Source organism: Methylobacterium longum, assembly GCF_022179385.1.
In the GTDB taxonomy this organism is placed as follows: Bacteria; Pseudomonadota; Alphaproteobacteria; order Rhizobiales; family Beijerinckiaceae; genus Methylobacterium; species Methylobacterium longum.
Genome location: NZ_BPQS01000004.1, coordinates 72,674 through 94,862, shown reverse-complemented (window position 1 = coordinate 94,862; position 22,189 = coordinate 72,674). Strand labels below are relative to the sequence as shown.

The 22,189-nt window shown below is 71.2% G+C and carries 21 protein-coding genes; 8 read left to right on the top strand and 13 right to left on the bottom strand.

Features of this window, described 5'->3' with window-relative positions:
- Window positions 1-22: 22 nt before the first annotated feature.
- From MFF58_RS05220 to MFF58_RS05205, 4 genes are all read right to left on the bottom strand, one after another.
- Entirely contained in the window at window positions 23-1,738 is a 1,716-nt protein-coding gene (locus MFF58_RS05220; protein WP_238285804.1) for a sensor histidine kinase, read from the bottom strand.
- A gap of 154 nt (window positions 1,739-1,892) precedes the next feature.
- Window positions 1,893-2,627, bottom strand: a complete 735-nt coding sequence (trmB, locus tag MFF58_RS05215) for a tRNA (guanosine(46)-N7)-methyltransferase TrmB (protein ID WP_238285803.1) — start codon at window positions 2,625-2,627, stop codon at window positions 1,893-1,895.
- Between the two features lie 394 nt (window positions 2,628-3,021).
- On the bottom strand, window positions 3,022-4,200 hold the full coding sequence (gene metK / locus MFF58_RS05210) for a methionine adenosyltransferase (RefSeq protein ID WP_238285801.1): 1,179 nt from the start codon (window positions 4,198-4,200) through the stop codon (window positions 3,022-3,024).
- A 178-nt stretch (window positions 4,201-4,378) separates the two neighbouring features.
- Window positions 4,379-4,786 (bottom strand): helix-turn-helix domain-containing protein, encoded by a 408-nt coding sequence (locus MFF58_RS05205; RefSeq protein ID WP_238285800.1) that lies wholly within the window; start codon window positions 4,784-4,786, stop codon window positions 4,379-4,381.
- A gap of 586 nt (window positions 4,787-5,372) precedes the next feature.
- On the opposite strand from MFF58_RS05205, the gene MFF58_RS05200 reads away from it, so the two are divergent.
- The 3 genes from MFF58_RS05200 (at window position 5,373) to MFF58_RS05190 (ending at window position 8,375) form a co-directional block, all read left to right on the top strand.
- The gene (locus MFF58_RS05200; RefSeq protein ID WP_308445415.1) at window positions 5,373-6,146 is read left to right on the top strand and encodes an OB-fold nucleic acid binding domain-containing protein; all 774 of its coding nucleotides are present in this window, start codon (window positions 5,373-5,375) and stop codon (window positions 6,144-6,146) included.
- Between the two features lie 5 nt (window positions 6,147-6,151).
- Window positions 6,152-7,621, top strand: coding sequence for a M48 family metalloprotease (locus MFF58_RS05195; protein ID WP_238285799.1), 1,470 nt, complete (start codon window positions 6,152-6,154; stop codon window positions 7,619-7,621).
- A gap of 73 nt (window positions 7,622-7,694) precedes the next feature.
- Entirely contained in the window at window positions 7,695-8,375 is a 681-nt protein-coding gene (locus MFF58_RS05190) for a glutathione S-transferase family protein (RefSeq protein WP_238285798.1), read from the top strand.
- Window positions 8,376-8,395: 20 nt separating this feature from the next.
- On the opposite strand, the gene MFF58_RS05185 is transcribed toward MFF58_RS05190, so the two are convergent.
- From MFF58_RS05185 to MFF58_RS05165, 5 genes are all read right to left on the bottom strand, one after another.
- Window positions 8,396-8,551 carry a hypothetical protein gene (locus MFF58_RS05185; RefSeq protein ID WP_238285797.1) on the bottom strand — a complete coding sequence of 52 codons (156 nt, stop codon included), beginning with the start codon at window positions 8,549-8,551 and terminating at the stop codon, window positions 8,396-8,398.
- Window positions 8,552-8,625: 74 nt separating this feature from the next.
- The gene (locus MFF58_RS05180) at window positions 8,626-9,063 is read right to left on the bottom strand and encodes an EamA family transporter (protein WP_238285796.1); all 438 of its coding nucleotides are present in this window, start codon (window positions 9,061-9,063) and stop codon (window positions 8,626-8,628) included.
- A gap of 258 nt (window positions 9,064-9,321) precedes the next feature.
- Window positions 9,322-11,574 (bottom strand): xanthine dehydrogenase family protein molybdopterin-binding subunit, encoded by a 2,253-nt coding sequence (locus MFF58_RS05175; protein ID WP_238285795.1) that lies wholly within the window; start codon window positions 11,572-11,574, stop codon window positions 9,322-9,324.
- Between the two features lie 7 nt (window positions 11,575-11,581).
- Entirely contained in the window at window positions 11,582-12,589 is a 1,008-nt protein-coding gene (locus MFF58_RS05170) for an FAD binding domain-containing protein (protein ID WP_238285794.1), read from the bottom strand.
- Window positions 12,586-13,110: a (2Fe-2S)-binding protein gene (locus MFF58_RS05165; RefSeq protein ID WP_238285793.1), complete on the bottom strand. Its 525-nt coding sequence runs from the start codon at window positions 13,108-13,110 to the stop codon at window positions 12,586-12,588. The genes MFF58_RS05170 and MFF58_RS05165 overlap by 4 nt, the downstream gene beginning before the upstream one ends.
- A 286-nt stretch (window positions 13,111-13,396) precedes the next feature.
- Here MFF58_RS05165 and MFF58_RS05160 point away from each other — a divergent pair, with 286 nt between their 5' ends.
- Window positions 13,397-14,782, top strand: a complete 1,386-nt coding sequence (locus MFF58_RS05160) for a M20/M25/M40 family metallo-hydrolase (protein WP_238285791.1) — start codon at window positions 13,397-13,399, stop codon at window positions 14,780-14,782.
- A 2-nt stretch (window positions 14,783-14,784) separates the two neighbouring features.
- On the opposite strand, the gene MFF58_RS05155 is transcribed toward MFF58_RS05160, so the two are convergent.
- Window positions 14,785-15,489, bottom strand: a complete 705-nt coding sequence (locus MFF58_RS05155) for a nucleotide-binding protein (RefSeq protein WP_238285790.1) — start codon at window positions 15,487-15,489, stop codon at window positions 14,785-14,787.
- Window positions 15,490-16,113: 624 nt separating this feature from the next.
- Between MFF58_RS05155 and MFF58_RS05150 the strand changes: the two genes are divergently transcribed.
- From MFF58_RS05150 to MFF58_RS05140, 4 genes are all read left to right on the top strand, one after another.
- Window positions 16,114-17,283, top strand: coding sequence for an SMP-30/gluconolactonase/LRE family protein (locus MFF58_RS05150; protein WP_238285788.1), 1,170 nt, complete (start codon window positions 16,114-16,116; stop codon window positions 17,281-17,283).
- A gap of 70 nt (window positions 17,284-17,353) precedes the next feature.
- Complete coding sequence (locus tag MFF58_RS05145) at window positions 17,354-17,797, top strand: MEKHLA domain-containing protein (protein ID WP_238285786.1); 444 nt, start codon at window positions 17,354-17,356, stop codon at window positions 17,795-17,797.
- Between the two features lie 478 nt (window positions 17,798-18,275).
- A complete protein-coding gene (locus tag MFF58_RS32210; protein ID WP_283206425.1) occupies window positions 18,276-18,398 on the top strand; it encodes a hypothetical protein in 123 nt (40 codons plus the stop codon).
- A 227-nt stretch (window positions 18,399-18,625) separates the two neighbouring features.
- Window positions 18,626-19,087, top strand: a complete 462-nt coding sequence (locus MFF58_RS05140) for a hypothetical protein (RefSeq protein ID WP_238285784.1) — start codon at window positions 18,626-18,628, stop codon at window positions 19,085-19,087.
- Window positions 19,088-19,256: 169 nt separating this feature from the next.
- Here MFF58_RS05140 and MFF58_RS05135 read toward each other — a convergent pair whose 3' ends face one another.
- The 3 genes from MFF58_RS05135 to MFF58_RS05125 are packed head-to-tail and all read right to left on the bottom strand — an operon-like array spanning window position 19,257 to window position 22,182.
- A complete protein-coding gene (locus tag MFF58_RS05135) occupies window positions 19,257-20,237 on the bottom strand; it encodes an ABC transporter ATP-binding protein (protein ID WP_238285782.1) in 981 nt (326 codons plus the stop codon).
- Window positions 20,234-21,214 (bottom strand): ABC transporter ATP-binding protein, encoded by a 981-nt coding sequence (locus tag MFF58_RS05130; protein WP_238285781.1) that lies wholly within the window; start codon window positions 21,212-21,214, stop codon window positions 20,234-20,236. The genes MFF58_RS05135 and MFF58_RS05130 overlap by 4 nt, the downstream gene beginning before the upstream one ends.
- Entirely contained in the window at window positions 21,211-22,182 is a 972-nt protein-coding gene (locus MFF58_RS05125) for an ABC transporter permease (RefSeq protein ID WP_238285780.1), read from the bottom strand. Before MFF58_RS05125 ends, MFF58_RS05130 begins: the two co-directional genes overlap by 4 nt.
- Between the last annotated feature and the right edge of the window lie 7 nt (window positions 22,183-22,189).

Sequence of the window (22,189 nt, the reverse complement as noted above, 5' to 3'; positions counted from 1 at the left end):
AGCCCGCGCTCGCGAACCCGGCTCACACCAGCGGGTTGAGGCTGTCGTTGCGCGGAGGGATCGGCGCCCGCATGGTCAGGGCGAAGCCGCCGGGGGCGTAATCGGTCGTCACCTCGGCCTGGACCTGCGTGATCAGAACCCGCTGCAGCAGGCGCGAGCCGAAGCCCTGGCGGCTCGGCGGCTCCACCGGGGGACCGCCGGTCTCGCGCCAGGAGAAGCGCAGGATCCCGGCCGGCCCGCCCGGTTCCAGGGACCATTCCACCGCGACGCGCCCGGTGCGGTTCGACAGCGCCCCGTACTTGGCGGCGTTGGTGGTGAGTTCGTGAATCGCCATCCCGATCGGCACCGCGACCTCGGAAGGCAGGTCGATCGCCGGCCCGTCGAGGCTGATGCGGCCCTCGGCGGCGCCGTCCGGCGCCACCTCCGCGTAGGGCTTCAGCTCGTTGAGCAGGAGGTTGGCCAGCGAGGCCGTCTGCCACGTATCCTCGGTCAGGACCGAGTGGGTGTGGGCGAGCGATTTGATCCGGCCGACGAAGGCCTCGTAGAAGCTCTCGATGCTGGACGCCGTGCGCGCCGTGGAACCCACGATCGCCTGGACGGTGGCGAGGGTGTTCTTCACCCGGTGGTGCAGTTCGCGGATCAGCAGGCTCTGGCGCTCCTCCGCGCGGCGCCGGTCGGTCACGTCCGCCACCACGCCGATCAGGCGGCGCGGCAGCCGCCCGGGGGCGTCGCGCTCGAACCGGCCTGCCATGTCGATCGTCCGCCACGCCCCGTCCGACTTGCGCCGGACGCGGCCGCCGATGTACAGGATCCCGTCCTCCCGCAGCGCCGTGGAGATCGCCCGGCGGACCGCGGCACGGTCGTCCGGGTGGAGGATGTCGTTGAGGAACTCGGTCTTGCCGATCGTGCCGTCCTCGGGCGCATGCCCGAAGATCTCGTACATGTGCTCGTTCTCCCAGATCGCCTGATCCTCGAGCATGTGCCATTCGAAGATGCCAAGCTTGGCGATCGTGGTGGCGACCCGCAGGCGCTGATCGCGGGACAGGATCTCGTCCCGGGCCTCGACCCGGGTCGTGATGTCCTGAACGACGCCGACCATGCTGGCGGGCGCGCCGTCCGGACCCGGCACAGCCTGCCCGCGCACCCGCAGGATCACCGTGCGCCCGGCCACCGTCGTGGGCGTGTCGAACCCGTAGGGCTCGCGGCCGGCGGCGGCCTCGGCGATGACCGCTCTCAGGCGGGCGAGCTCCGGGTCCGACAGTCCGGTCTTCAGCTCGTCCCACGACACGGAGCGGCCCGGCGGCCGGCCCAGGATGCGGGCCGCGCGCCGCGACAGGGTGAGCAGGCCCGTCGCCCGGTCCCAGCGCCACTCCCCGAGCCCGGCGGTCGCGAGCGCCTCCCGGTTCGCCTCGGAATGGGCCGCCGCATCCACGTCGACGGATTCGACCACGAGGGTCGTACCGGAGCGGCGCACCCGCACGTCGAGGGGACTACCGTCGGCCCGGCGCCAGAACTGGAGGCCGTCGCGGAGGCCCTCGGGACCCTCGTTGAGGAGTTCGGCGGTCGGACGCCCGGCCAGCGTTCCCGGCGCCCAGCCGACCAGATCATGGAGGGACCGGTTCGCGGCGACGATGACGGTCTCGTCGGCCGACAGCACGACGAGGCCGATCGCGGCATCGTCGAAGCCGGTGCGATACGGATCGTGCGCCGCCGGATCCTGACCCACCCGCTCATTCACTCGGAAGAACCCTCGAACGCGCCACGGCGCGCCCCCGCAGGAGTGAGCCCTCTCCCCCGGCGCGATCCGGGACCGCGACGGCGTATCAGGATGGCCTTCGAGCGTGACTGTTGCAAGGCGTTCCGCCGGGTTGCGGCGCCCGGCCCGCCCGCGCTCACCGCGGCAGCCGGACGAAGTCCAGGTAGGTCGGACGCCGTCCCGCCTCCAGCGCCTTGGCCTCGTAGCGCGTGCCGGGCCAGCCCGGGAATGGCTGCGTCCAATCCCGGACGCTCCGCGCGGTCCATCGCAAGGTCGGGCAGCGCGCCGCCCGTGCCAGCGTCCAGCCGGCATAGTCGTCGATGTCGCTGGCGAAGCGGAACAGGCCGCCATCCTTCAAGACCCGGCCGAACTCGGCCAGCGTGCCCTCCGAGACGAAGCGGCGCTTGCGCTGGCGCCGCTTGGGCCAGGGGTCGGGGTAGAGCAGGTAGATCCGCTCCAGGCTGGCATCCGGCAGCCGCGCCAGCAGGGCGGTGACGTCCTCGTCGCGAATGCGGATGTTGCGCAGGCCCCGCTCCTCGATCGCGGCCAGCAGCTTGACCACGCCGTTGACGAACGGCTCGGCCCCGATGAAGCCGATCCCGGGATGAGCCTCCGCCTGGGCCGCGAGATGCTCGCCGCCGCCGAAGCCGATCTCCAGCCAGATCGCCTCGGGCGCGGCCGTCAGGTCCGGGAAGAGCGTGCGCGGGTCGAGGGGCCGGTCGTCCGGCGGCAGGTCGACCCGCAGGGCCGGCAGCAGGTCGGCGAGCCGCCGCTCCTGCTGGCCGCGCAGGCGCTTGCCCTTGCGCCGCCCGAAGAAGGCGCGCTCCGGCTCCTCGGCCGTCGGTGCGGCGGGTCCAGAAAGGTCAGACATGGTCACGGGGCGCCGTCGAAGGGCTTGCGCATCTCAAGCGGGGTTGCTCCGCGGCGGGGGACCTGCGTCCCGTGCCGGTGTCTCGCGCCGTCATTCCGGGGCACCGATGGCCGGCCCGGAAACGGAGATCGCTGTTCGAACACGGAGTGCGGGCGCGCCCGTGTCGGGACGCGGCTGCGCAGGCCCGTAAGAAGAGGGCATCCCTCAGCTCGATCCCGCCTCCGAACCGGAGCCGCAGTCCGGCCCCTCTCGGATGGCATGTCCGTCAGCCGAGGAGGCCGCGCCGCGGCTGCCCCGGCCCCGGGACCGAGCCGAGGACGGGTGGACGCCTGCGCGTCCCGCCATCCTCAAACCCGTCAGGCGGGTCCGGGACGGCCCGACGCGACCACTGCCCTCAGGCCAGCGCCGACTTCAGCTTGTCGGCGAGGTCGGTACGCTCCCAGGAGAAGCCGCCATCGGCCTCCGGCGCGCGGCCGAAATGGCCGTAGGCCGAGGTCCGCGCGTAGATCGGCTTGTTGAGGCTCAGCGCCGTGCGGATGCCGCGGGGCGAGAGGTCCAGGGCGTCCATCAGAACAGCCTCGAGCCGGGCCTCGTCCACGTTCCCGGTGCCGTGCAGGTCCACGTAGATCGAGAGCGGCTTCGAGACGCCGATCGCGTAGGCGAGCTGGATCGTGGCGCGGCGGGCGAGGCCGGCGGCCACGACGTTCTTGGCGAGGTAACGCGCCGCATAGGCTGCCGAGCGGTCGACCTTCGTCGGATCCTTGCCCGAGAAGGCGCCGCCGCCGTGGGGCGCCGCGCCGCCGTAGGTGTCCACGATGATCTTGCGGCCGGTGAGGCCGGCATCGCCGTCCGGGCCGCCGATCACGAACTTGCCGGTCGGGTTGACGTGCCAAGCGGTGCCCTCGTTCACCCAGCCCTCCGGCAGGGCCTTGCGGATATAGGGCTCGACGATGGCGCGCACGTCGGCCGAGTCGAGGGACTCGTCGAGGTGCTGGGTCGAGAGCACGATCTGGGTGACCTCGACCGGGCGGCCGTTCTCGTAGCGGACCGTGACCTGGCTCTTGGCGTCGGGGCCAAGCTTGGCGGCCTCGCCCTGCTTCGCCTTGCGGGCGTCGGCGAGGTCCTTGAGGATCTTGTGAGCGTAGAAGATCGGCGCCGGCATCAGCTCGGGGGTCTCGTCGGCCGCGTAGCCGAACATGATGCCCTGATCGCCCGCGCCTTCGTCCTTGTTGCCGGCGGCGTCGACGCCCTGGGCGATATCGGCCGACTGGGCGTGCAGGTGGATGGCGACGTCGTTGTTCTTCCAGTGGAAGCCCGACTGCTCGTAGCCGATGTCCCTCACGGCCTCGCGCGTTAGGGCCTCGAGGTCCTTGAAGGTCACCGAATCAGGGCCGCGCACCTCGCCGGCGATGACGATCCGATTGGTGGTAGCGAGCGTCTCGACGCCGAGGCGCGCCTCGGGCATCGCCGACAGATACGCGTCGACCACCGTGTCGGAAATCCGGTCGCAGACCTTGTCGGGATGCCCCTCGGACACGGATTCGCTGGTGAAGAGGTAATTGGAACGCGGCATCGGACGGACGGCCCCGGCTTCACAGGCACGCCGGTGTGATCACGGCGTTTGACCCTTCATGGGGTCGGGGTTCTCGCACCCAGCCCCACCAGGGTCAAGGCGGAGCACCGGACGATTCCGTTAAAACGAACAAACCGGTTGGGAAATCGCCCGGCTCACCCGGGAGGGGCGCGGACCGTCAGCCGCTGAGCTTGCTCTCCAGCGCGCGGATCGCGGCCGCCACATCCCGGCGGGCCTCCTCGGAGAAGTTCTCCATGATGTGCCGCCCGACGATCTCGGCCAAACCCTTCAGGCTCCCCTCGCCGAGGGTGGGCTGATCCGGCTCGCTGAAGCCCGGCGCGACGAAGTCGTCGCTGCGCGGCATGCCCTTGAAGAAATAATCCATCGGCACGCCGGTCATCCGGGAGAAGATGTCGAGGTGGACGGCACTGATCCGGTTCGTGCCCTTCTCATATTTCTGTAGCTGAGCCGCAGACATACCGAAGCTCTGCGCGACGCGGCGTTGCGTGAGGGACGCCTTGCGTCGCTGCTCGGCGATGCGCTGCCCGACATAGACGTCGCGCTGATCGGTTTTCTGACCCGCCATGAAGAGCTCGTCCACCCCCGTGCAGTGATTCCCTCTGGCAAAGCTTAGCGCCGCACAGGGGCCTTGTCACCGGCGCGGGCGCGGCACGGTGAACGATTTCCCGCGCCGCCGGGGCGGGGGCAATCACAAGAAGGAGGTGTGGTGTCCCCGGCAGGGCTCGAACCTGCGACCCCAGGTTTCATACCACTTCGGCTTTCGCCGCCGCGCCCGAGCGGGACGCGTTCGTGGTCTGGACTATCCCTTCACCGTGGGCGGGGCTCGCGCCCGGCCGGTAGGTGCCGCCCGTCTAGTCTCTACACCTTCCCGCGGAGGGCGGGCTTGGCTCGGGATCGGCAGGGTCCCGGGCGTCACAGCACCGGTGCCTGGAGCTTTCCCCGACTTTGAGCGGATCCGCCGCGCGGTTTCCCAGCGCGGCGCCCAATTGAACCTGTTTAGGAAACCTGTGCTCTGTCCAGCTGAGCTACGGAGACGACCGTCCGCTGCATAGCACCCTCCCCGCCGCAGGCCAACCGCGCCCGGGTACGTCCTGGTCGAAGGCCGGCTGGACGATGCGGGCGTCCCGCGCATGATGCGCCCGGAGCAGGCGATGCCGGCGCCGTGCCGGGGAGCGCCGCGGTCCGGCGCGTCGGAATGCCTGGCCGGATCGACCCACCGCGACGTGCTGGAGGATGTCGGGCCGCGCGGCGAGATCCGCCTGGCGTCGGGCACCCGCGCGGTCCTCGACTCCCTGCGCTGGCCCGACGCGCCGGAGGCCGCCGCGGCGGCGCGGGCTTGGCTGGAGGGATGGCGGGGCGCCCCGGTCACCCTGGTGCCCCGCTGGCAGCCCGACCGCTGGGACCGGGTGCGGGCGGATATCGAATCCGAGGACGGCGCCGCGGATCTCGCCGGCGGCCTCATCGGGGCGGGCCTCGCCGTCGCGGATGCCGGCGAGGCCGATGCGCTCTGCCGCCCCGCGTTGCGCCTCGTCGAATCCGCCGCGCGGGCGCGTCGGCTCGGCCTGTGGCGGGAGCCCGTCCTCGCCGCCATCGACGGCCCGGGGCTTCGGGACCGCACGGGCCGCTTCGCGATCGTCGAGGGCCGCGTGCGCCGTGTGGGCGAGCGCAGCGCCCGCACCTATCTGGATTTCGGGCCCCGCGGCACCGACGCGCTCACGGTCACCGTATCGAAACGCACTTGGCGAATGGTGCGCGCGCGTGGTTTGAGTGCAACCTCGCTCGAAGGCCGGCGCGTGCGCGTGCGCGGTATCCTGGAGGTCTGGCGCGGCCCGACCCTGGAGATCGCCGCCGATGGTATCGAGGTCCTGAGCGAGCCGGAGCGGCCGGAGGCCGAACCGGAGGGGGAACAGGGGCTGCGGCGCTGATCGCGATGGGCGGGATCACGGGGCAATTTCGATCGACCGGGCGACGCCTGGGCGGCGTGGCGGCACTCTGTGCCCTCGCCGGCCTCCTCGGCGCCTGCGTGGCGGACCAGACCGGCGCGACCGTGCAGCCGGCGGTGGTTCGGGTACCCGCGGAGGCACCGCGCACCACCGGGCGCGAGCGGGCCGCGGATTCCGATCACCTGAAGCTCGTCGCCTCCTTCGGGGGCGAGGCGCGGGCGCCCGGCGTGACGCGGATGCTCACGGAGGTGACCGACCGCCTCGTCAAGGCCAGCGACCGGCCGGACCAAGCCTACGCGGTGACGCTCCTCGATTCCCCCGTGGTCAACGCCTTCGCGCTGCCGAACGGACGGCTCTACGTCACCCGCGGGCTGGTGGCGCTGGCGAGCGACACCTCGGAGGTGGCCGCGGTGCTGGCGCACGAGATGGCCCACGTCACCCTCAACCACGCCACGGCCCGGAGCGAGCTGGAACTGCGGTCGGCCCTCGTCAGCCGCGTCGTGGCGGACGTGCTGAACGACCCGGATACCGGGGCGCAGCTCCAGAGCCAGTCGCGCTTCGCGCTGGCCCGCTTCTCCCGCGAACAGGAGCTGGAGGCGGACGCCACCGGCGTGCGCACCCTCGCCAAGGCGGGATTCGACCCGTTCGCCGCCGGCCGCTTCCTGGCCGCACTCAACCGATCGACGGGGCTGAAGGGCGGCAGCGCTGCCGCGCCCGACATGCTGGCGACCCATCCGGGCACGGCCGAGCGGATCACCCTGGTCACGCGGGCGGCCCGCCGCATCGGCGCCCCCGGCATCGGGACCGACGACCGCGCCTCCTACCTCGCAGCGGTGGACGGGCTCGCGTACGGCGACAACCCGCGCGACGGCGCGGTGCGGGGTCACCGCTTCATCCATCCGGGTCTCGGCATCGCCTTCGAGGTACCGGAGGGCTTCGCCCTGGAAAACACCCGCTCGGCCGTGCTCGGCACGACGCAGGATGGCAGCCGGCGCCTCCTGTTCGACCAGATCGACGCAAAGGAGGGCCAGACCCTCGACGCGGTGCTGAAGGCGAGCTGGAACGATGCGTTCGACCCCGCCGGTTTCGAGTCCCGGGAGGTCGCCGGCCACCCGGCGGCCTTCGCGCTCTCCCGCGGCAAGGACTGGACCTTCCGCCTCGCGGCGATCCGGATCGGCGATTCGACCTATCGGATGATCATGGCGGGCAAGGGGGCGGCCGATCCCGACGCCGCCTTCCGCCACTGGACCGCGACGCTCGCGCCGGTCTCCCCTGACGCGGTGGTGCTGCGCCCCCTGCGGCTGCAGGTGGTCCAAGCGACGTCGCCAGGCGCCGAGGATCTCGCCCGCCGCATGGCGGTGCCGGATCGCGCCCTCGACCGGTTCCTCGTCCTCAACGGTTTGGAGCGGGGGGCCCAGCTGGTCCCGGACCGCAGCTACAAGATCGTTGCGGAATAGCCGCCCTGCGCATCTGCGGCTTGTGCCGAGCGCGGCCCCGGGGATCCTTCCGGAATCGTTCAGGGAGAACGCCGTGATTCGATTCTTCTACAATCTCAGCCCCAACCCCATGAAGGTCGCCCTCTGCCTGGAGGAGATGGGGCTGCCCTACGAGCCGGTGCCGGTCGACACCCGCAAGGGCGAGCAGTTCGAGCCCGCCTACGGGGCGGTCAACCCGAACGGGAAGGTGCCGGCGATCATCGACGGGGACGTGACGGTGTTCGATTCGAACGCCATCCTGCTCTACCTCGCCGGCAAGACCGGCCAGTTCCTGCCCGAGGGCGAGCCGGTCCGGGGCGAGATGCTGTCCTGGCTGATGTTCGTGGCCACCGGCATCGGGCCGTTCTCCGGTCAGTGCGTGCATTTCCGCCACTTCGCGCAGGACGGCGGCGCCTACGCCACGGAGCGCTACACCTTCGAGGCGCGTCGCCACTGGGGCATCCTCGACGAGCGGCTCGCCGGCCGCGCCTACGTGTTGGGCGAGACCTACACGATCGTCGACATGGCGGTGTGGGGCTGGGCCCGGATGGTGCCGTTCGTGCTGGGCGAGGACGCCTTCGCGGGTTTGCCCAACGTCAAGCGGCTCCTCGACACGATCAACGCCCGGCCGGCCGCGCAGGCCGCCGAGGCGCTGAAGGGCCGCCACGCCTTCAAGGCCGAGATGGACGTGGAAGCCCGGGGCTTCATGTTCCGCGCCGCGCGGGGCGCCGCCTGACGGGACCGTCGGCCGCCCCCTCAGTGTGCGGGGGCGGTCACCGTGAGCATCGGCAGGGTGATGGAGAGCGTGTCGCCCGACAACCGCGCGGTGCCGAACGTCAGGCAGGCGGCGAGGCCGAGACACAGGGCGAGACCGAGCAGGGAGGTCTCGAAGCCGCGGTATACCCAATCCATGGCGGTCCCCTTTCGCGAGGAACCGCCAGGATGCGCCGAACCGGTTAACGGAACGGTGCGCCCCCATTCATTCGTCACAAGCCGGAAGCGACCAGGGCGGCCCCGGCGGCGATCAGCGCAACGCCGGCCCAGGCTGCCAAGCTCAGGGTCTCGCCCAGCAGGCCGGCGCCGAGGAGCGCCACCAAGACGACGCTGAACTTGTCGAGGGGCGCGACCCGGGCGGCGTCCCCCAGCGACAGCGCCCGGAAATAGCAGAGCCACGACGCCCCGGTGGCGAATCCCGACAGGATCAGGAACACAAGGCTGCGGCCGGAGATCTGTGCCACCCCGCCGGCTTGACCCGAGGCGACGACGACGGCCCCCGCGAAGACGAGGACGACCGCGGTGCGCACGACAGTCGCGACATCCGACGGGACACCGGAGACACCGACCTTGGCGAGGATCGCGGTGAGCGCCGCGAACACCGCGGCGGCGAGCGCCCAGAAGCGCCAGGATTGCAGCAGGTCGGTCACGGGGATCGGTTGCCGTTCCGGTGTGCGGCGCTCGGAAGCGTCATCGTCCTAGGCGCGCGGAGCGAAGCAACGCGGCAGCGCCCCGTCCCCGCTGTCACGCTGTCCGGGACCGCGTCGCCGCGTGCGACGGCGTCCGGATCGATCGGGCGATCCGCGCGGGTCCACGATGCAGGGGCGCCGCCGCGCTCCGGGCACGGCGGCTGGCCTTCGATCGAATCCTTGCCAGATCGTCAATGTTTCCCGTGAAACACGCGTGCCTCACAGCAACTTGTCGATAGTGATCGGCAGGTCGCGCACCCGCTTTCCGGTGGCGTGGAAGACGGCATTGGTGATCGCCGCCGCCGCGCCGACGATCCCGATCTCGCCCAGCCCCTTCACGCCCAGCGGGTTCGCCTTGTCCTCCTCGTCCACGAAGATCACGTCGATGTCGTAGATGTCGGCGTTCACCGGCACGTGGTACTCGCCGAGATTGTGGTTCATGAACCGGCCGATGCGGTGGTCGAGCATCGATTCCTCTTCGAGCGCCGAGCCGATCCCCATCACCACGCCGCCGAGGATCTGGCTGCGCGCGGTCTTCGGGTTCAGCACCTTGCCGGCCGCGATGGCCGAGACGACCCGGGTGACCCTGACCTGCCCCAGTTCCTCGTCGACCTTCACCTCGGCGAATATCGCCGAGTGGGTGTAGGCCTCGTATTTCTGGTTGAAGTCCTTGTCGGGCCCGGCCTGTTCGACCGCCTCGACCTTGTCGATTCGGGCCGCCTGCAGCACCTCCACCAGAGAAACGCTGCGGCCCGGATCGCCCGCGACCGAGATGCGGCCGTCCGCGAACACGGCGCGGTCGACGTCGACATTGGCCAGCGGCGAGTTCTCCATCGCGCGGGCCAGCTTGAACACCTGTTCGCCGACGTTGCGGCAGGCCTTCATCACGGCGGTGCCGGAGGAGGCCGCCGTCCACGACCCGCCGGCGACCGGCGCCTCGGGCAGGCGGGTGTCGCCGAGCTTGGTGGTCACCGCATCCATCGGCAGGCCGAGGGTGTCGGCGGCGATCTGCGTGAGGATCGTGTAGGTGCCGGTGCCGATGTCGCCGGTGGAGTTGCCGACGGTGAGGCGGCCGTCGGGCGTCAGGGTCGCGATGGCGCTCGACTGCATCATCATCGATTCCCAGATGCCGGTGGCCACGCCCCAGCCGACCAGCTCCCGCCCGTCGCGCATGGAGCGCGGCTCGGGATCGCGCTTGGCCCAGCCGAAGCGTTCCGCGCCCTGCGTGAAGCAGCTCTTCAGCTCCTTGGAGCCGAAGGGCTTGCCCTGAGCGGTGGCGTCGGACTCGGCGTAGTTCCGGAGCCGGAGTTCGATGGGATCGAGCCCGGTCGCGTAGGCGAGCTCGTCCATGGCGGTCTCGATGGCGAAGACGCCCGTGACCGCGCCGGGGGCGCGCATGTCGCCGGGGGTGGCGGTGTCGAGCTTGGCGACCCGGTAGGTCAGGGCGACGTTGTCGCAGCGGTAGAGCACCCCCGACCAGTTGACGATCACCTCTTGGTAATCCTCGAAGGTCGAGGTGCCTTGGACGGCGTCGTGCCGCAGGGCCGCCAGCCTGCCGTCCGGCCCGGCGCCGAGGGCGATGGTCTGTAGCGCCTCGCCCCGGTAGGTGAAGGACCACATCTGGTCGCGGGTCAGGGTGACCCGAACCGAGCGCTTCAGCTCCTGGGCGGCGAGCATTGCTAGGAACGCTTGGTACTGCGGGCGCAGGCCGGAACCGAAGCCGCCGCCGAGATAGGGATTGAGCACCCGGACCTGATCGGGCTTCAGGCCGAACACGTTGACCAGGTATTGGTGGCTGTTCGAGACGCCCTGGATCTTGTCGTAGACCGTGTAGGTCCCGTCCTCCTCCACCACCACCGTGGTGGCGTGCGGCTCCATCGGGTTGTGGTGCTCGTTGGCCATGCTGTAGCCGCCCTGCACGCGGATCGGCGCGCTGCCGAACGCCTGGTCGGCGTCGCCCCACGGAGCCGGCGGCGGCTTGATGCCCTCGCGCTTCATGGGCGGATCGTAGGCGTCGCCGCGCACCGCCTTCAGGTCGGTGACGGGCTCCTGCCGCTCGTAGCTGATGCGGACGAGCGAGGCCGCGTAGCGCGCCGTCTCGAAATCCTCGGCCACCACCAGCGCCACCGGCTGGCCGCTGTACACGATCAGGTCGTCGTAGAGGGCGCGGAACGGCGAGCCGGGGGGCGCCACCGCGTCCTGGAAGTTCTTGTCCCGCCACGCGGTGCGCGGCCGGTTCTCGTGGGTGATCACCTTGAGGACGCCCGGTACCGCTTCGGCGGCACTGGAATCGATCGCCGCGATCCGCCCTTTGGCGATCGAACTCGACACGACCGTGCCGTAGGCGAGACCGGGCGCGGCGAACTCGCCCGCGTACTTGGCGAGGCCCGTGACCTTGGCGGGGCCGTCGATGCGGCTGCGCGGAGTGCCGACGAAGGTGTCGCGGCCGGTGGAGCTGAAGGTCTGCGTCATGGGGGGCCTACTGGATGCGCTTGTCGCTGAGCGACTGGGGCGTGCCGGCTGCGGCCTGTTCGAGGCCGCGCACGATGGCGCGCCGGGCGAGATCGATCTTGAAGCCGTTCTCCGATTGCGGCTTGGCCTCGGCGACGATGAGATCTGCGGCGGCCTGGAAGCTCTGCCGGGTGGCGGGCTTGCCTTCGAGCAGGGCCTCGGCCTCGCGGTTGCGCCAGGGCTTGTGGGCGACGCCGCCCAGAGCCAGCCGGGCCGTCTTCACCCGGTCGCCGTCGAACTCCAGGGCCGCCGCCACCGAGACCAGCGCGAAGGCGTAGGACAGGCGGTCGCGGAGCTTCAGGTAGGTGTAGTGCTGCGGGAAGCGGCTCTCCGGCAGGTCCACCGCCACGATGATCTCGCCGGGGGCGAGGTTGGTGTCCTGCTCCGGCGCGTCGCCCGGCAGGCGGTGGAACTCGGAGAACGGGATCGACCGGTCGCCCTGCGGCCCGCTCACCTGCACGGTGGCCTCCAGGGCGGCCAGGGCGATGCACATGTCGGACGGGTGGGTGGCGATGCAGTGCTCGCTGGTGCCGAAGATCGCGTGGATGCGGTTCATCCCGCCGATCGCCGTGCAGCCGGAGCCGGGCTCGCGCTTGTTGCAGGGCGTCGCCACGTCGTAGAAGTAGTAGCAGCGGGTCCGCTGGAGCAGGTTGCCGCCCGTGGAGGCGGCGTTGCGCAGCTGCGCCGAGGCACCGGCCAGGATGGCGTTGCGCAGCAGCGGGTAGCGCTCCGCGACGCGGTCGTCGTACGCCACCTTGGCGTTGGTGGCGAGTGCCCCGATCCGCAGGCCGTTCCCCTGATCCTCGATCCGGTCGAGGGGCAGGCGGGTGATGTCGATCAGCCGTCCCGGCTTCTCGACCTCGTACTTCATCAGGTCGATGAGGTTGGTGCCGCCCGCGATGAAGCGGGCCCCGGCGCCGAAGGCCTGCACGGCCTCCGCCACCGTGCCGGCGCGGACGTAATCGAAGCGGTTCATCGGGCGCCTCCCTGCATGACGTCCTCGATGGCGTCGACGATGTTGGTGTAGGCGCCGCAGCGGCAGATGTTGCCGCTCATCGCCTCGCGGATCTCGTCCCGGGTGTGGGCGTGGCCCTCGTTCATCAGGCCGACCGACGAGCAGAGCTGGCCCGGGGTGCAGTAGCCGCACTGGAAGGCGTCGTGCTCGATGAACGCCTCCTGGATCGGGTGGAGGGCGTTGCTGCCCGCCCGGTCGCCGAGGGCGGCGAGCCCCTCGACCGTGGTAATCTCGGCGCCGTCCTTCATCACCGCGAGCGTCAGGCAGGAATTCACCCGGGTGCCGTTCACCAGCACGGTGCAGGCGCCGCACTGGCCGTGGTCGCAGCCCTTCTTGGTGCCGGTGAGGTCGAGGCGCTCGCGCAGCAGGTCGAGGAGCGTGGTCCAGGGGGTGACCTGCAGCTCGCGCCGCTGCCCGTTGATCGTCAGCGTGATGCCGATCGGCGTATCCGCCGACACCGGCGGCTGGTTCTCGAGGCGCATGATGTCGTCCAGAGTCTGGGCCGGCCGGGGCCGGGCGGGAACGGATCGGTCCGGGGCGGCAACCGGGAGGGACGTGCGGGCGCCGGCCTGAGGCTTCGGTCAATAACCATTCCAATCTGCGCCTGTTCCGGGGCGCGCTGCCTCGAGAGCCGATCGCCGGCGCCACCGCGAGGCGGTTCGGGATCCAGTCAACCCGGCCTCCGACGTTGCCGCCCCTGCCCCGCCTCGGCTAACCCTCGTTCCCGCACAGTTCCCGCAGAGTCCACGCCGCACCCCGGAGCCCCCGATGGCCGCGCTCGACGCGATCCTCAACGACATCGACACGGACCTGGAGAACGCCCTGGAGCGGCTGTTCGCCTTCCTGCGGATCCCGTCGATCTCCACCGATCCCGCCTATGCCGGCCAGTGCCGCGCGGCCGCCGCCTGGCTCGCCCAGGACCTGACCGCGCTCGGCTTCGCGACCTCCGTCGAGGAGACCTCGCTCCATCCGGTCGTGCTGGCCCACAGGCCGAAGCCCGGGGCGCCCCACGTCCTGTTCTACGGCCATTACGACGTGCAGCCGGTCGACCCGCTCGATCTCTGGACGACGCCGCCCTTCGAGCCGCACATCGCCGAGGACGGAAGGGGCGGCAAGACGATCGTCGGGCGCGGCGCCTCCGACGACAAGGGTCAGGTGATGACCTTCGTGGAGGCCTGCCGGGCCTATATCACCATGCACGGCGCGTTGCCCTGCGGCGTCACGATTCTGATCGAGGGTGCCGAGGAGAGCGGCTCGCAGGGCCTGCCCGAATGGGTCGCGGCCAACCGCGACCGGCTCGGCTGCGACGTGGTGCTGGTCTGCGACACCGGCATGTGGGACCGGCAGACCCCGGCCATCACCTCGTCGCTGCGCGGCCTCGCCTATTTCGAGGTGAAGGTCACCTGCGCCGACCGCGACCTGCATTCGGGCTTCTTCGGCGGCGCCGCCCGCAACCCAATCCACGTTCTGGCGAAGATCATCGCCGACCTGCACGATGCCGACGGGCGGGTGACGATCCCCGGCTTCTACGAGGGCGTGCACGAGCGCCCGCCGGAGGTTCTGGAGCAGTGGCGCGACCTCGGCCTGACGCCCGAGACGCTGCTGGGGCCGATCGGCCTCAAGGAGCCCGCGGGCGAGCGCGGCCGGATGCCGATCGAGCTGGTGCAGTCGCGCCCGTCCTGCGACGCCAACGGCATCATCGGCGGCTATACCGGCGAGGGCACCAAGACGGTGATCGCGTCCACGGCCTCGGCCAAGGTCTCGTTCCGCCTCGTGGACGACCAGGATCCGAAGCGGCTGGCCGAGGCGTTCGAGGCCTTCGTGCGGGCGCGCGTACCGGCGGACTGCACGGTCGAGGTCATCACCTACAAGGGCTCGCGGGCGATCAGCCTGCCCTTCGACATGCCGCAGCTCGGGGCCGCCAAGGCGGCGCTGCAGGACGAGTGGGGCGTGCCGGCGGTGACCGTCGGCGCCGGCGGCTCGATCCCGATCGTCGGCGACTTCAAGCGGATCCTCGGGCGCGACACCCTGCTGATCGGCTTCGGGCTCGACGACGACCGCATCCACTCACCGAACGAGAAGTACGACCTGACGAGCTTCCACAAGGGCACGCGCTCCTGGGCGCGCATCCTCGCCGCCCTCGGCCAGGGCTGATCTCAGCGGGCGGGGGCGGCCCGCATCTTGGCGTCGATCCAGGTCCAGAGGGCGCGGATCTCCCCGGCAGCCGGGCTGCCGGGGGCGTATTCGGTGACGCCGAGGCCGGTCGCCAGGGCATCCTGGTGGTCGACGCGGTGGATGATGCCGGGCTCGGCCAGCACCCCCAGCGCCCGCAGCTGCGCCGCGTAGGCGCTGGTGCGCGGCGAGGGCGGCGGCGGACACTGGTTCAGCACCAGGGCCAGCCGATCCCGCAGCCCGAGGCCGACCAGCGCCTGAAGCGTCGGGCGGGCGGCCACGATGTCGAGCCGGGACGGCCGGACCGGCATCAGCACGAAGTCGACATCCCTCAGGGCGGCCGCGAGCCCGGCCGAACTGCCGGCGGTGTCGAGGATGGCAAGGGTCGTGCCCTGCTCCGCGAGGAGGCCGAGGATCTCGGCGAGTTGACCCATCTCCCAGGGTCGCACCCGGTCGACCGCGACCGACCCTTCCTTCCGCAAGGCCCCCCAGCCCGCGAGCGATCCCTGCGGATCGAGGTCGAGGGCCGTCACGTGCTCGCCCGCCTCCGCGGCGGCGATGGCCAGGGAGGCCGCCAAGGTGGTCTTGCCCGTGCCGCCCTTCTGCACCGCCACCGCCACCACCCGCAGCGGCCCGGCGGCGTGCCGCGGCGCGGTGTCCGGCGACCTTCCGGATCCTTCGGGATCCATGCGCGTCCAACCCCTCCGAATTCCAGGCCGGGCCACCGCCGACTCGCGCGTGGCGCGATCCAGCGGCGGCGATCGTAGGCCGGGCATCATGACGATGAGATCAGGCACATCGGACGGCCGCACACGGCCGCTCAGGTATCGACGGGGCCTTTCCGGGAGCAGATTCGCGGACGCACCGTCCGCAACCGGACGTCGACGCCTCTCTCATCAGCGCCGCCAGGGCCCGAGAACCACCGCCGCCGCGACATGCATTGACTTATACTGCTCGCGCTTTAACGCGCAGCCCACAGCCAGGTCAAGTCGCGGCCAGTATCGTCAAGATACTCTGACGATGACTGCATCCATGGCCCCATGCTTCGTGATGATTTACGCTTAGTATTATAATTATCGATATATCTGCGAAGCAATATCGGAACTCGGTCCGTCATGGCCGATTCCGGCCCGGGATCCGGAACAGCTTCGGCGCGCCCCCATCGGACTGGCAGGAGTTGAGCCGCGGCGGCTTCGGCGGCCGGATGGGATCACCTGCGCCCTCCGCGCGTTGGGGCGGCACCGTCCGGACGCGGGCCGATCGGATCCGCGGTCCGCGAAACGTCGGTTCAGCCACCTTGCGACAGGACGCGCATGCCCCTCGATCGCCGCCGCCTGATCGGTTCCAGCCTCGTCGCCCTGGCGGCGGGACCGGCCCGGGCCGGAACCCCGCCGGGCCGCGAGCCGCCGACGAGCCGTCCCGCCGGATCGCTGGAACTGGCCATCGCCGCCGATGCCTCCTCCACCCCCACCGGTCTGGCGATCGCCCGGGGCGGGCGCATGTTCGTGATGATGCCGCGCTTCACCGGGGCCGAGCCGGTCACGCTCGGTGAGGTCCTGCCGGACGGCTCGGTGAAGCCCTACCCGGATGCCGCCGCCAACCGGCCGGATCCGAAGGCGCCGCACGCCACGCTGTTCCACGTCCCCAACGGCGTCTTCGACCGCGACGACACCCTCTGGGTGCTGGATGCCGGCCTGCCCGAGGGCAAGGGCACGCCGGTGCCGGGCGGCGCCAAGATCGTGGCGATCGACATCGCGCAGAACCGGATCCTTCGGTCGATTCCCCTGGAGGCGGGCGTGGTGGCGCAATCCTCCCTGAACGACCTGCGGGTCGACCGGCGCGACGGGCGGTCGCTGGCCTACGTCACTGATCAGGGCCAGGCCGGCGCGGGTGCGATCCTGGCGGTCGACCTCGACAGCGGCCGCGTGGTGCGGCGGCTCGACGGCCACCCGAGCACCCGGTCGGAGGACGGCCTCGTCAAGTTCGTGGAGCGCCGGCCGGTGATGGAGCGCAAGGGGGACGCGCGGCCGAAGAGCCCGAAGGGCGGCGCCAACGGCATCGCGCTCAGCCCCGACGGAACGCGCCTGTACTACGCGCCGCTCATGAGCCGGCGCCTCTACGCGGTCGATACCGCCGCCCTGCGCGACCCGGACATCCCCGAGGCGACGGTGGCGGCCGCGGTCCGGGATCTGGGCGAGAAGGGCATGACCGGCGGCCTGACCACCGACGCCAAAGACCGGGTCTATCTCAGTCTGCAGGAGCACAACGCGGTCGGCCGCCGCCTGCCGGACGGCACCGTCGAAGTGCTCGCCGCCGACGACAGGCTGATCTGGGCCGACACATTCTGGATCACCCCCGACCGATGGCTCTACATCTCCGCCGCGCAGGTCAACCGGCGGCCGGAATTCAACCGCGGCGAGGACCTGCAGCGACCGCCCTACGCGATCCTGCGGATGCGAATCGACGCCAATCCCGTCATCTAGAGCGCTCTCCACCGGGGCGGATGCCGGCTCGGCGCGGGGGCGCGCGACACGACAGGGGCTGCAGCCGGCCATGGCCGATCTGTCTCAGGATCCGGACTTCTTCGCCGTGCTCACCGGCAGCTACGCGCGGCGGCTCGGCGCGCCGCTGGTGCCGGAGGGTGCGGATGCCGGCTGGCTCTACCGGCAAGCCCCCTTCGCGGTCCTCGCCCACGACGGCGGTGCGGACCCGCGCTTCACCTACGCCAACCGGACCGCGCAGGCCTGCTTCGGCTACACCTGGGCGGAGCTGATCGGGCTGCCGTCGCGCCTTTCGGCGGAAGCGCCCGAGCGCGCCGAGCGCCAGCGCCTCCTCGACGCGGTCGCCCGCGACGGCTTCACCGGCGGCTACTGCGGCCTGCGCATCGCCAAGGGCGGCCGGCGCTTCTGGATCGAGCGCGCGGTGGTCTGGCAGCTCGACCGCGACGGCGTGACGATCGGTCAGGCGGCGACCTTCGCGGAATGGCGCGACGCGTGAGCGACCGGACCTCCAGTCGCGGGTCGGCCACCCGTCACCGGCGCCCGGCGCGCATGGCCCGATCGCGCGATCCGGCCTCCCGCCGGAGCCTTCCATCGAGGCGGCCCGCGGGGCCGTCGCGCCCGGGAAGCGGCCTGGAGGGGCTCCCGATCGCGTCGCGTCACGGGACACGGCGGCGTCCCGGACCCTGGTGATCCCGCATTCCCTCGGATCGTGAGGTGCCGGGCCGCAGCCGCGAAGGACCCTCTGCAGGCCGCCAGCGCCCCGAACGGCGCGCTGGCCGACATCCGCGCTCGGCACATCCGGATCCGGAGAGGGACGTCACCCGGGTCGTCCGGCGCGGAGCATCCGGCCTCCCGCAGGCACCCTGCCCCGTCGCGGGATGGAGGGCACGTCATGCTCAGGAAGACGACGGCCGCCGCACGGTGCCTCGCCAGTCTGTGGGCGGTCACACCGGTCCTGGCGGCGCCGGGGGGGAATGCCGCAGGGCCAGCGCGACCGGATGTCCCTGAAGGCCACCGAGCACGCCACGGCGATGCGGCGGAAGGAGAACGGGCCGGCCCGCGCGGACGTCGACAGGGTGATCGAGAACCGCCGGTGAGCCCGACCCGCCGCGCGGGCGGGCTGCGGCGCCCGCGGAGGCCCACCCGCGCAGACCCACCGCCGCGGTTTCCGGCGGAGGTGCGAGAGCACACGGCGCGGCCGCCGCGCCGTGCAGCGCGCCGTCTAAAGTCGAACGCCGCCGGCGGCGGCCGCTTGTTTTTCCCGATCGCGCACGACACTTGCAAGGCACAAGCTGAATCTCTTGGCTAACATCTGGTCTGGCCGATGACTTTAGGACGAATAATTCTCGCGGCACTCGTATGGAGTGTTCCGACCTATGGCTGGGCCCAGGCGTCACCTTCGAAGATCAACGATTGTACGTTCCTGACGGATCCGACCGATCTGCGGTACTGCCTCTTCATCGAGCAAGGTGGCAGGCCGGCATTCCCGTTAACCATCTTGGCGAACGGCGAAGATCCGTCATCAATGGGCGCTTATTACAGGCGCGGAGGCTATCATCTGACCAGTCCGTCCGACGCCGCCCCGCGCGCAAGACCTAAGGTGAGGGTTCGCCTCGGCTTTGCTGAAAGCGCGACGATCCCGCAGCAGCCTTACTTGACCTCATCTGCCACGTCGGATCGCCACCGCGTACACATCGAGCAGGTTTCCGGCTTCGAGGCGGCGAGGACGGGGCGTTTCCCCGATCGCCGCGGCGATGTCTTCATCCGGCAGGTCGGCGCGCGCTAGAGACGGCGCGCACGGCGACCTCGATCGGCCTCTGGGCGCTGACGGCCCGGACGCGAGGCCGGCGGACCCGCGCCCCCCTCGGCGTAATCGTTCGACCGGCGGTGTGCGGCCCGCCGCATCCGCCAGGTCCGCCGCGGGCAGGAAGAGGCGGCGTCCCTCGCCCCCTCGGTCAGGCCCGCCCCTCCTGCACAGCATGGCAGGCCACGCCCTCGAGGAGCAGCGGCACCTCGGCCCGGCAGCGGTCGTTCGCCAGCGGACAGCGCGGGTTGAAGGTGCAGCCGGGCGGTGGGTCGATGGGATTCGGGATCTCGCCCGAGACCGGCACCCGGGCGCGGCCGACATGGGCGAGGTCGGGCACCGCGTCGAGGAGCATCCGCGTGTAGGGATGGCGGGGCGCGGCGAACAGATCCTTGGCGGAGGCCACCTCCACGAGGCGGCCGAGATACATCACCCCCACCCGGGTCGCCATGTGGCGGACCACGGCGAGGTTGTGGGAGATGAACAGGTAGGTCAGCCCAAGGCGGTCCTGCAGGTCGCGCATCAGGTTGAGGATCTGCGCCTGCACCGAGACGTCCAGCGCCGAGGTCGGCTCGTCCCCTACCAGGAACTCGGCCTGGCTCGCGAGCGCCCGGGCGATCGCCACCCGCTGGCGCTGGCCGCCGGAGAATTCGTGCGGATATTTTTTGGCGTCGTCCGCGTGGAGCCCGACGAGGCCGAGCAACTCGGCGACCCGGGCGCGGATCGCGGCCTCGCCGCGGATCAGGTTGAAGGCCCGGATCGGCTCCGCGATGATCTTCCCCACCCGCCAGCGCGGGTTCATGGATGCGTAGGGGTCCTGGAAGATCATCTGGATGCGGGCGCGCAGGCGCTGCCGGGCGGCGGCCTGGCGCGGATCGGTCATCGACACGCCGGTGATGCGCACCTCGCCGGCGGTCGGCGGCAGCAGGCCGACCACCATCCGGGCCACCGTCGACTTGCCGGAGCCGGATTCACCCACGATCGCGAAGGTCTCGCCCTTCTCGATCGCGAACCCGACCCGGTCGACCGCCGTGAGGAACTTCCGCGGCTCGCGCTCGATCACCCGGTTGAGCCAGGGCTTCGAGACGTCGAACTGGCGGCGCAGATCGGTGACTTCGACGTAGGCGCTCACGCCGCGCGCTCCGCTGCATCGTACAGGTGGCAGGCGACCCGGCTCGCATCGACCGGGATCGGCTCGGGCCGCTCGACGCGGCACCGGGCGAAGACCTTCGGGCAGCGCGGGTTGAAGGCGCAGCCCTTCGGGATGGCGGTGAGCCGCGGCATCGATCCGGGGATCTGGCTCAGCCGGTCGGCCTCCTGCGACAGGGTCGGGATCGCCCCCATCAGGCCGACCGCGTAGGGGTGGTGGGGCTTGGCGATCACCGAGGCGACCGGGCCGATCTCCGCCACGCGGCCGGCATACATCACCGCCACCCGGTCGGCGGCCTCGGCGATCACGCCCATGTCGTGGGTCACCAGCATCACCGCGGTGCCGTGCTCGCGACACAGGCGCTTCAGCAGCGTGATGATCTGGGCCTGGACCGAGACGTCGAGCGCCGTGGTCGGCTCGTCGGCGATGATCAGCTCCGGCTCGGCGGCGAGGGCGAGGGCGATCACCACCCGCTGGCGCATGCCGCCGGAGAATTCGTGCGGGTAGCCGTCGATGCGCCGCCCGGGCGCCGGGATTCCGACCTCGGCGAGCAGGTCGATGGCGCGGGTGCGGGCGGCCCGGCCCGACAGGTCGGTGTGGGTGCGCAGGGTCTCGACGATCTGGTCGCCCACCCGGAACAGCGGGTCGAGGGAGGTCAGCGGATCCTGGAAGATCATGCCGATGCGCTTGCCCCGCACCCGCCGCATGGCCTCGGGGGAGAGGTTGTCGATGCGCTCGCCCCGCAGGCGGATCTCGCCGCCGGCGATCCGGCCGGGCCGGTCGATCAGGCCGATCACCGCCGACCCGGTCACCGACTTGCCGGCCCCGGACTCGCCGACGACCCCCAGGATCTCGCCGCGGCCGATGTCGAAGGAGACGCGGTCGATGGCGGTGAGCGGTCCGCGGCGGGTGTCGAAGGCGACCGTGAGGTCGCGCACGGAGAGGATGGTCTCGCTCATTGCAGCTTCGGATTGAGCGCGTCGCGCAGCCAATCCCCCAGGAGGTTGATGGCGATGACGAGCCCGGCGAGCGCCAGGCCCGGGAAGGCGACGATCCACCACTCGCCGGAGAACAGGAAGCGGTTGCCGGTGCGGATCAGCGTGCCCAGCGACGGCATGGTCTCGGGCAGTCCGGTGCCGAGGAACGACAGCGTCGCCTCGGTGATGATGGCGAGCGCCAGGTTGATCGTCGCGATCACGAAGACCGGGCCGGTGACGTTCGGCAGCACGTGGCGCACCATGATCACCGGCGGTGACAGGCCGATCAGCCGCGCCGCCTGGACGTAGTCCTTGCCCTTCTCGACCATCACGGAGGAGCGCACGGTCCGGGCGTACTGCACCCAGAAGGACAGGCCGATCGACACCACGATCAGCCCGATCAGCGGCCCGACGTCGAGGGCGCTGCCGAAACTCGCCTTGGCGACGCCGTCCACCACCAGGGCGATCAGGATCGCCGGGAAGGTGAGCTGCACGTCGGCGACCCGCATGATCAGCGTGTCGAGGAACCCGCCCGCGTAGCCGGCGATCAGGCCGAGCGCGATGCCGAGGATCCCGGAGGTCAGCACTCCGAGCCCGCCGACGATCAGCGACAGGCGCAGGCCGTACAGCACCGCCGAGAGCACGTCCCGGCCCTGGTCGTCGGTGCCGAGATAGTAGGGCGCTTGCCCGTCGGCCTGCCAGATCGGCGGCAGGTTGGAGTTGATCAGGTCGAGCTGGGCCGGGTCGTAGGGGTTCTGGGGGGCGACCAGGGGGGCCGCGAAGGCGAGTGCGACCATCAGGACCGTGGCGATCAGCGCCGCCACAGCGGTTTTCGAGCGCAAAAAGTTCGCCAGCAGGTCGGAATCCCGCCAGCGCGCGAGCCGCGAGGGCTTCGCCTCCGGCAGCGGCACCGGCGGGGCATCGCCCGCGTCGAGATCGTATCCGCTCATCGCCGCG

Excerpts from the sequence above, each read along its gene's own strand:
- MFF58_RS05130 (WP_238285781.1), bottom strand. The coding sequence starts at position 21,214 with ATGAGCGAGACCATCCTCTCCGTGCGCGACCTCACGGTCGCCTTCGAC.
- MFF58_RS05155 (WP_238285790.1), bottom strand. The coding sequence starts at position 15,489 with ATGGATCCCGAAGGATCCGGAAGGTCGCCGGACACCGCGCCGCGGCAC.
- trmB (WP_238285803.1), bottom strand. The coding sequence starts at position 2,627 with ATGTCTGACCTTTCTGGACCCGCCGCACCGACGGCCGAGGAGCCGGAG.
- MFF58_RS05150 (WP_238285788.1), top strand. The coding sequence starts at position 16,114 with ATGCCCCTCGATCGCCGCCGCCTGATCGGTTCCAGCCTCGTCGCCCTG.
- MFF58_RS05170 (WP_238285794.1), bottom strand. The coding sequence starts at position 12,589 with ATGAACCGCTTCGATTACGTCCGCGCCGGCACGGTGGCGGAGGCCGTG.
- MFF58_RS32210 (WP_283206425.1), top strand. The coding sequence starts at position 18,276 with ATGCCGCAGGGCCAGCGCGACCGGATGTCCCTGAAGGCCACCGAGCAC.
- MFF58_RS05165 (WP_238285793.1), bottom strand. The coding sequence starts at position 13,110 with ATGCGCCTCGAGAACCAGCCGCCGGTGTCGGCGGATACGCCGATCGGC.
- MFF58_RS05205 (WP_238285800.1), bottom strand. The coding sequence starts at position 4,786 with ATGGCGGGTCAGAAAACCGATCAGCGCGACGTCTATGTCGGGCAGCGC.
- MFF58_RS05200 (WP_308445415.1), top strand. The coding sequence starts at position 5,373 with ATGCCGGCGCCGTGCCGGGGAGCGCCGCGGTCCGGCGCGTCGGAATGC.
- MFF58_RS05125 (WP_238285780.1), bottom strand. The coding sequence starts at position 22,182 with ATGAGCGGATACGATCTCGACGCGGGCGATGCCCCGCCGGTGCCGCTG.
- MFF58_RS05140 (WP_238285784.1), top strand. The coding sequence starts at position 18,626 with ATGACTTTAGGACGAATAATTCTCGCGGCACTCGTATGGAGTGTTCCG.
- MFF58_RS05195 (WP_238285799.1), top strand. The coding sequence starts at position 6,152 with ATGGGCGGGATCACGGGGCAATTTCGATCGACCGGGCGACGCCTGGGC.
- MFF58_RS05185 (WP_238285797.1), bottom strand. The coding sequence starts at position 8,551 with ATGGATTGGGTATACCGCGGCTTCGAGACCTCCCTGCTCGGTCTCGCC.
- MFF58_RS05145 (WP_238285786.1), top strand. The coding sequence starts at position 17,354 with ATGGCCGATCTGTCTCAGGATCCGGACTTCTTCGCCGTGCTCACCGGC.
- metK (WP_238285801.1), bottom strand. The coding sequence starts at position 4,200 with ATGCCGCGTTCCAATTACCTCTTCACCAGCGAATCCGTGTCCGAGGGG.
- MFF58_RS05160 (WP_238285791.1), top strand. The coding sequence starts at position 13,397 with ATGGCCGCGCTCGACGCGATCCTCAACGACATCGACACGGACCTGGAG.
- MFF58_RS05175 (WP_238285795.1), bottom strand. The coding sequence starts at position 11,574 with ATGACGCAGACCTTCAGCTCCACCGGCCGCGACACCTTCGTCGGCACT.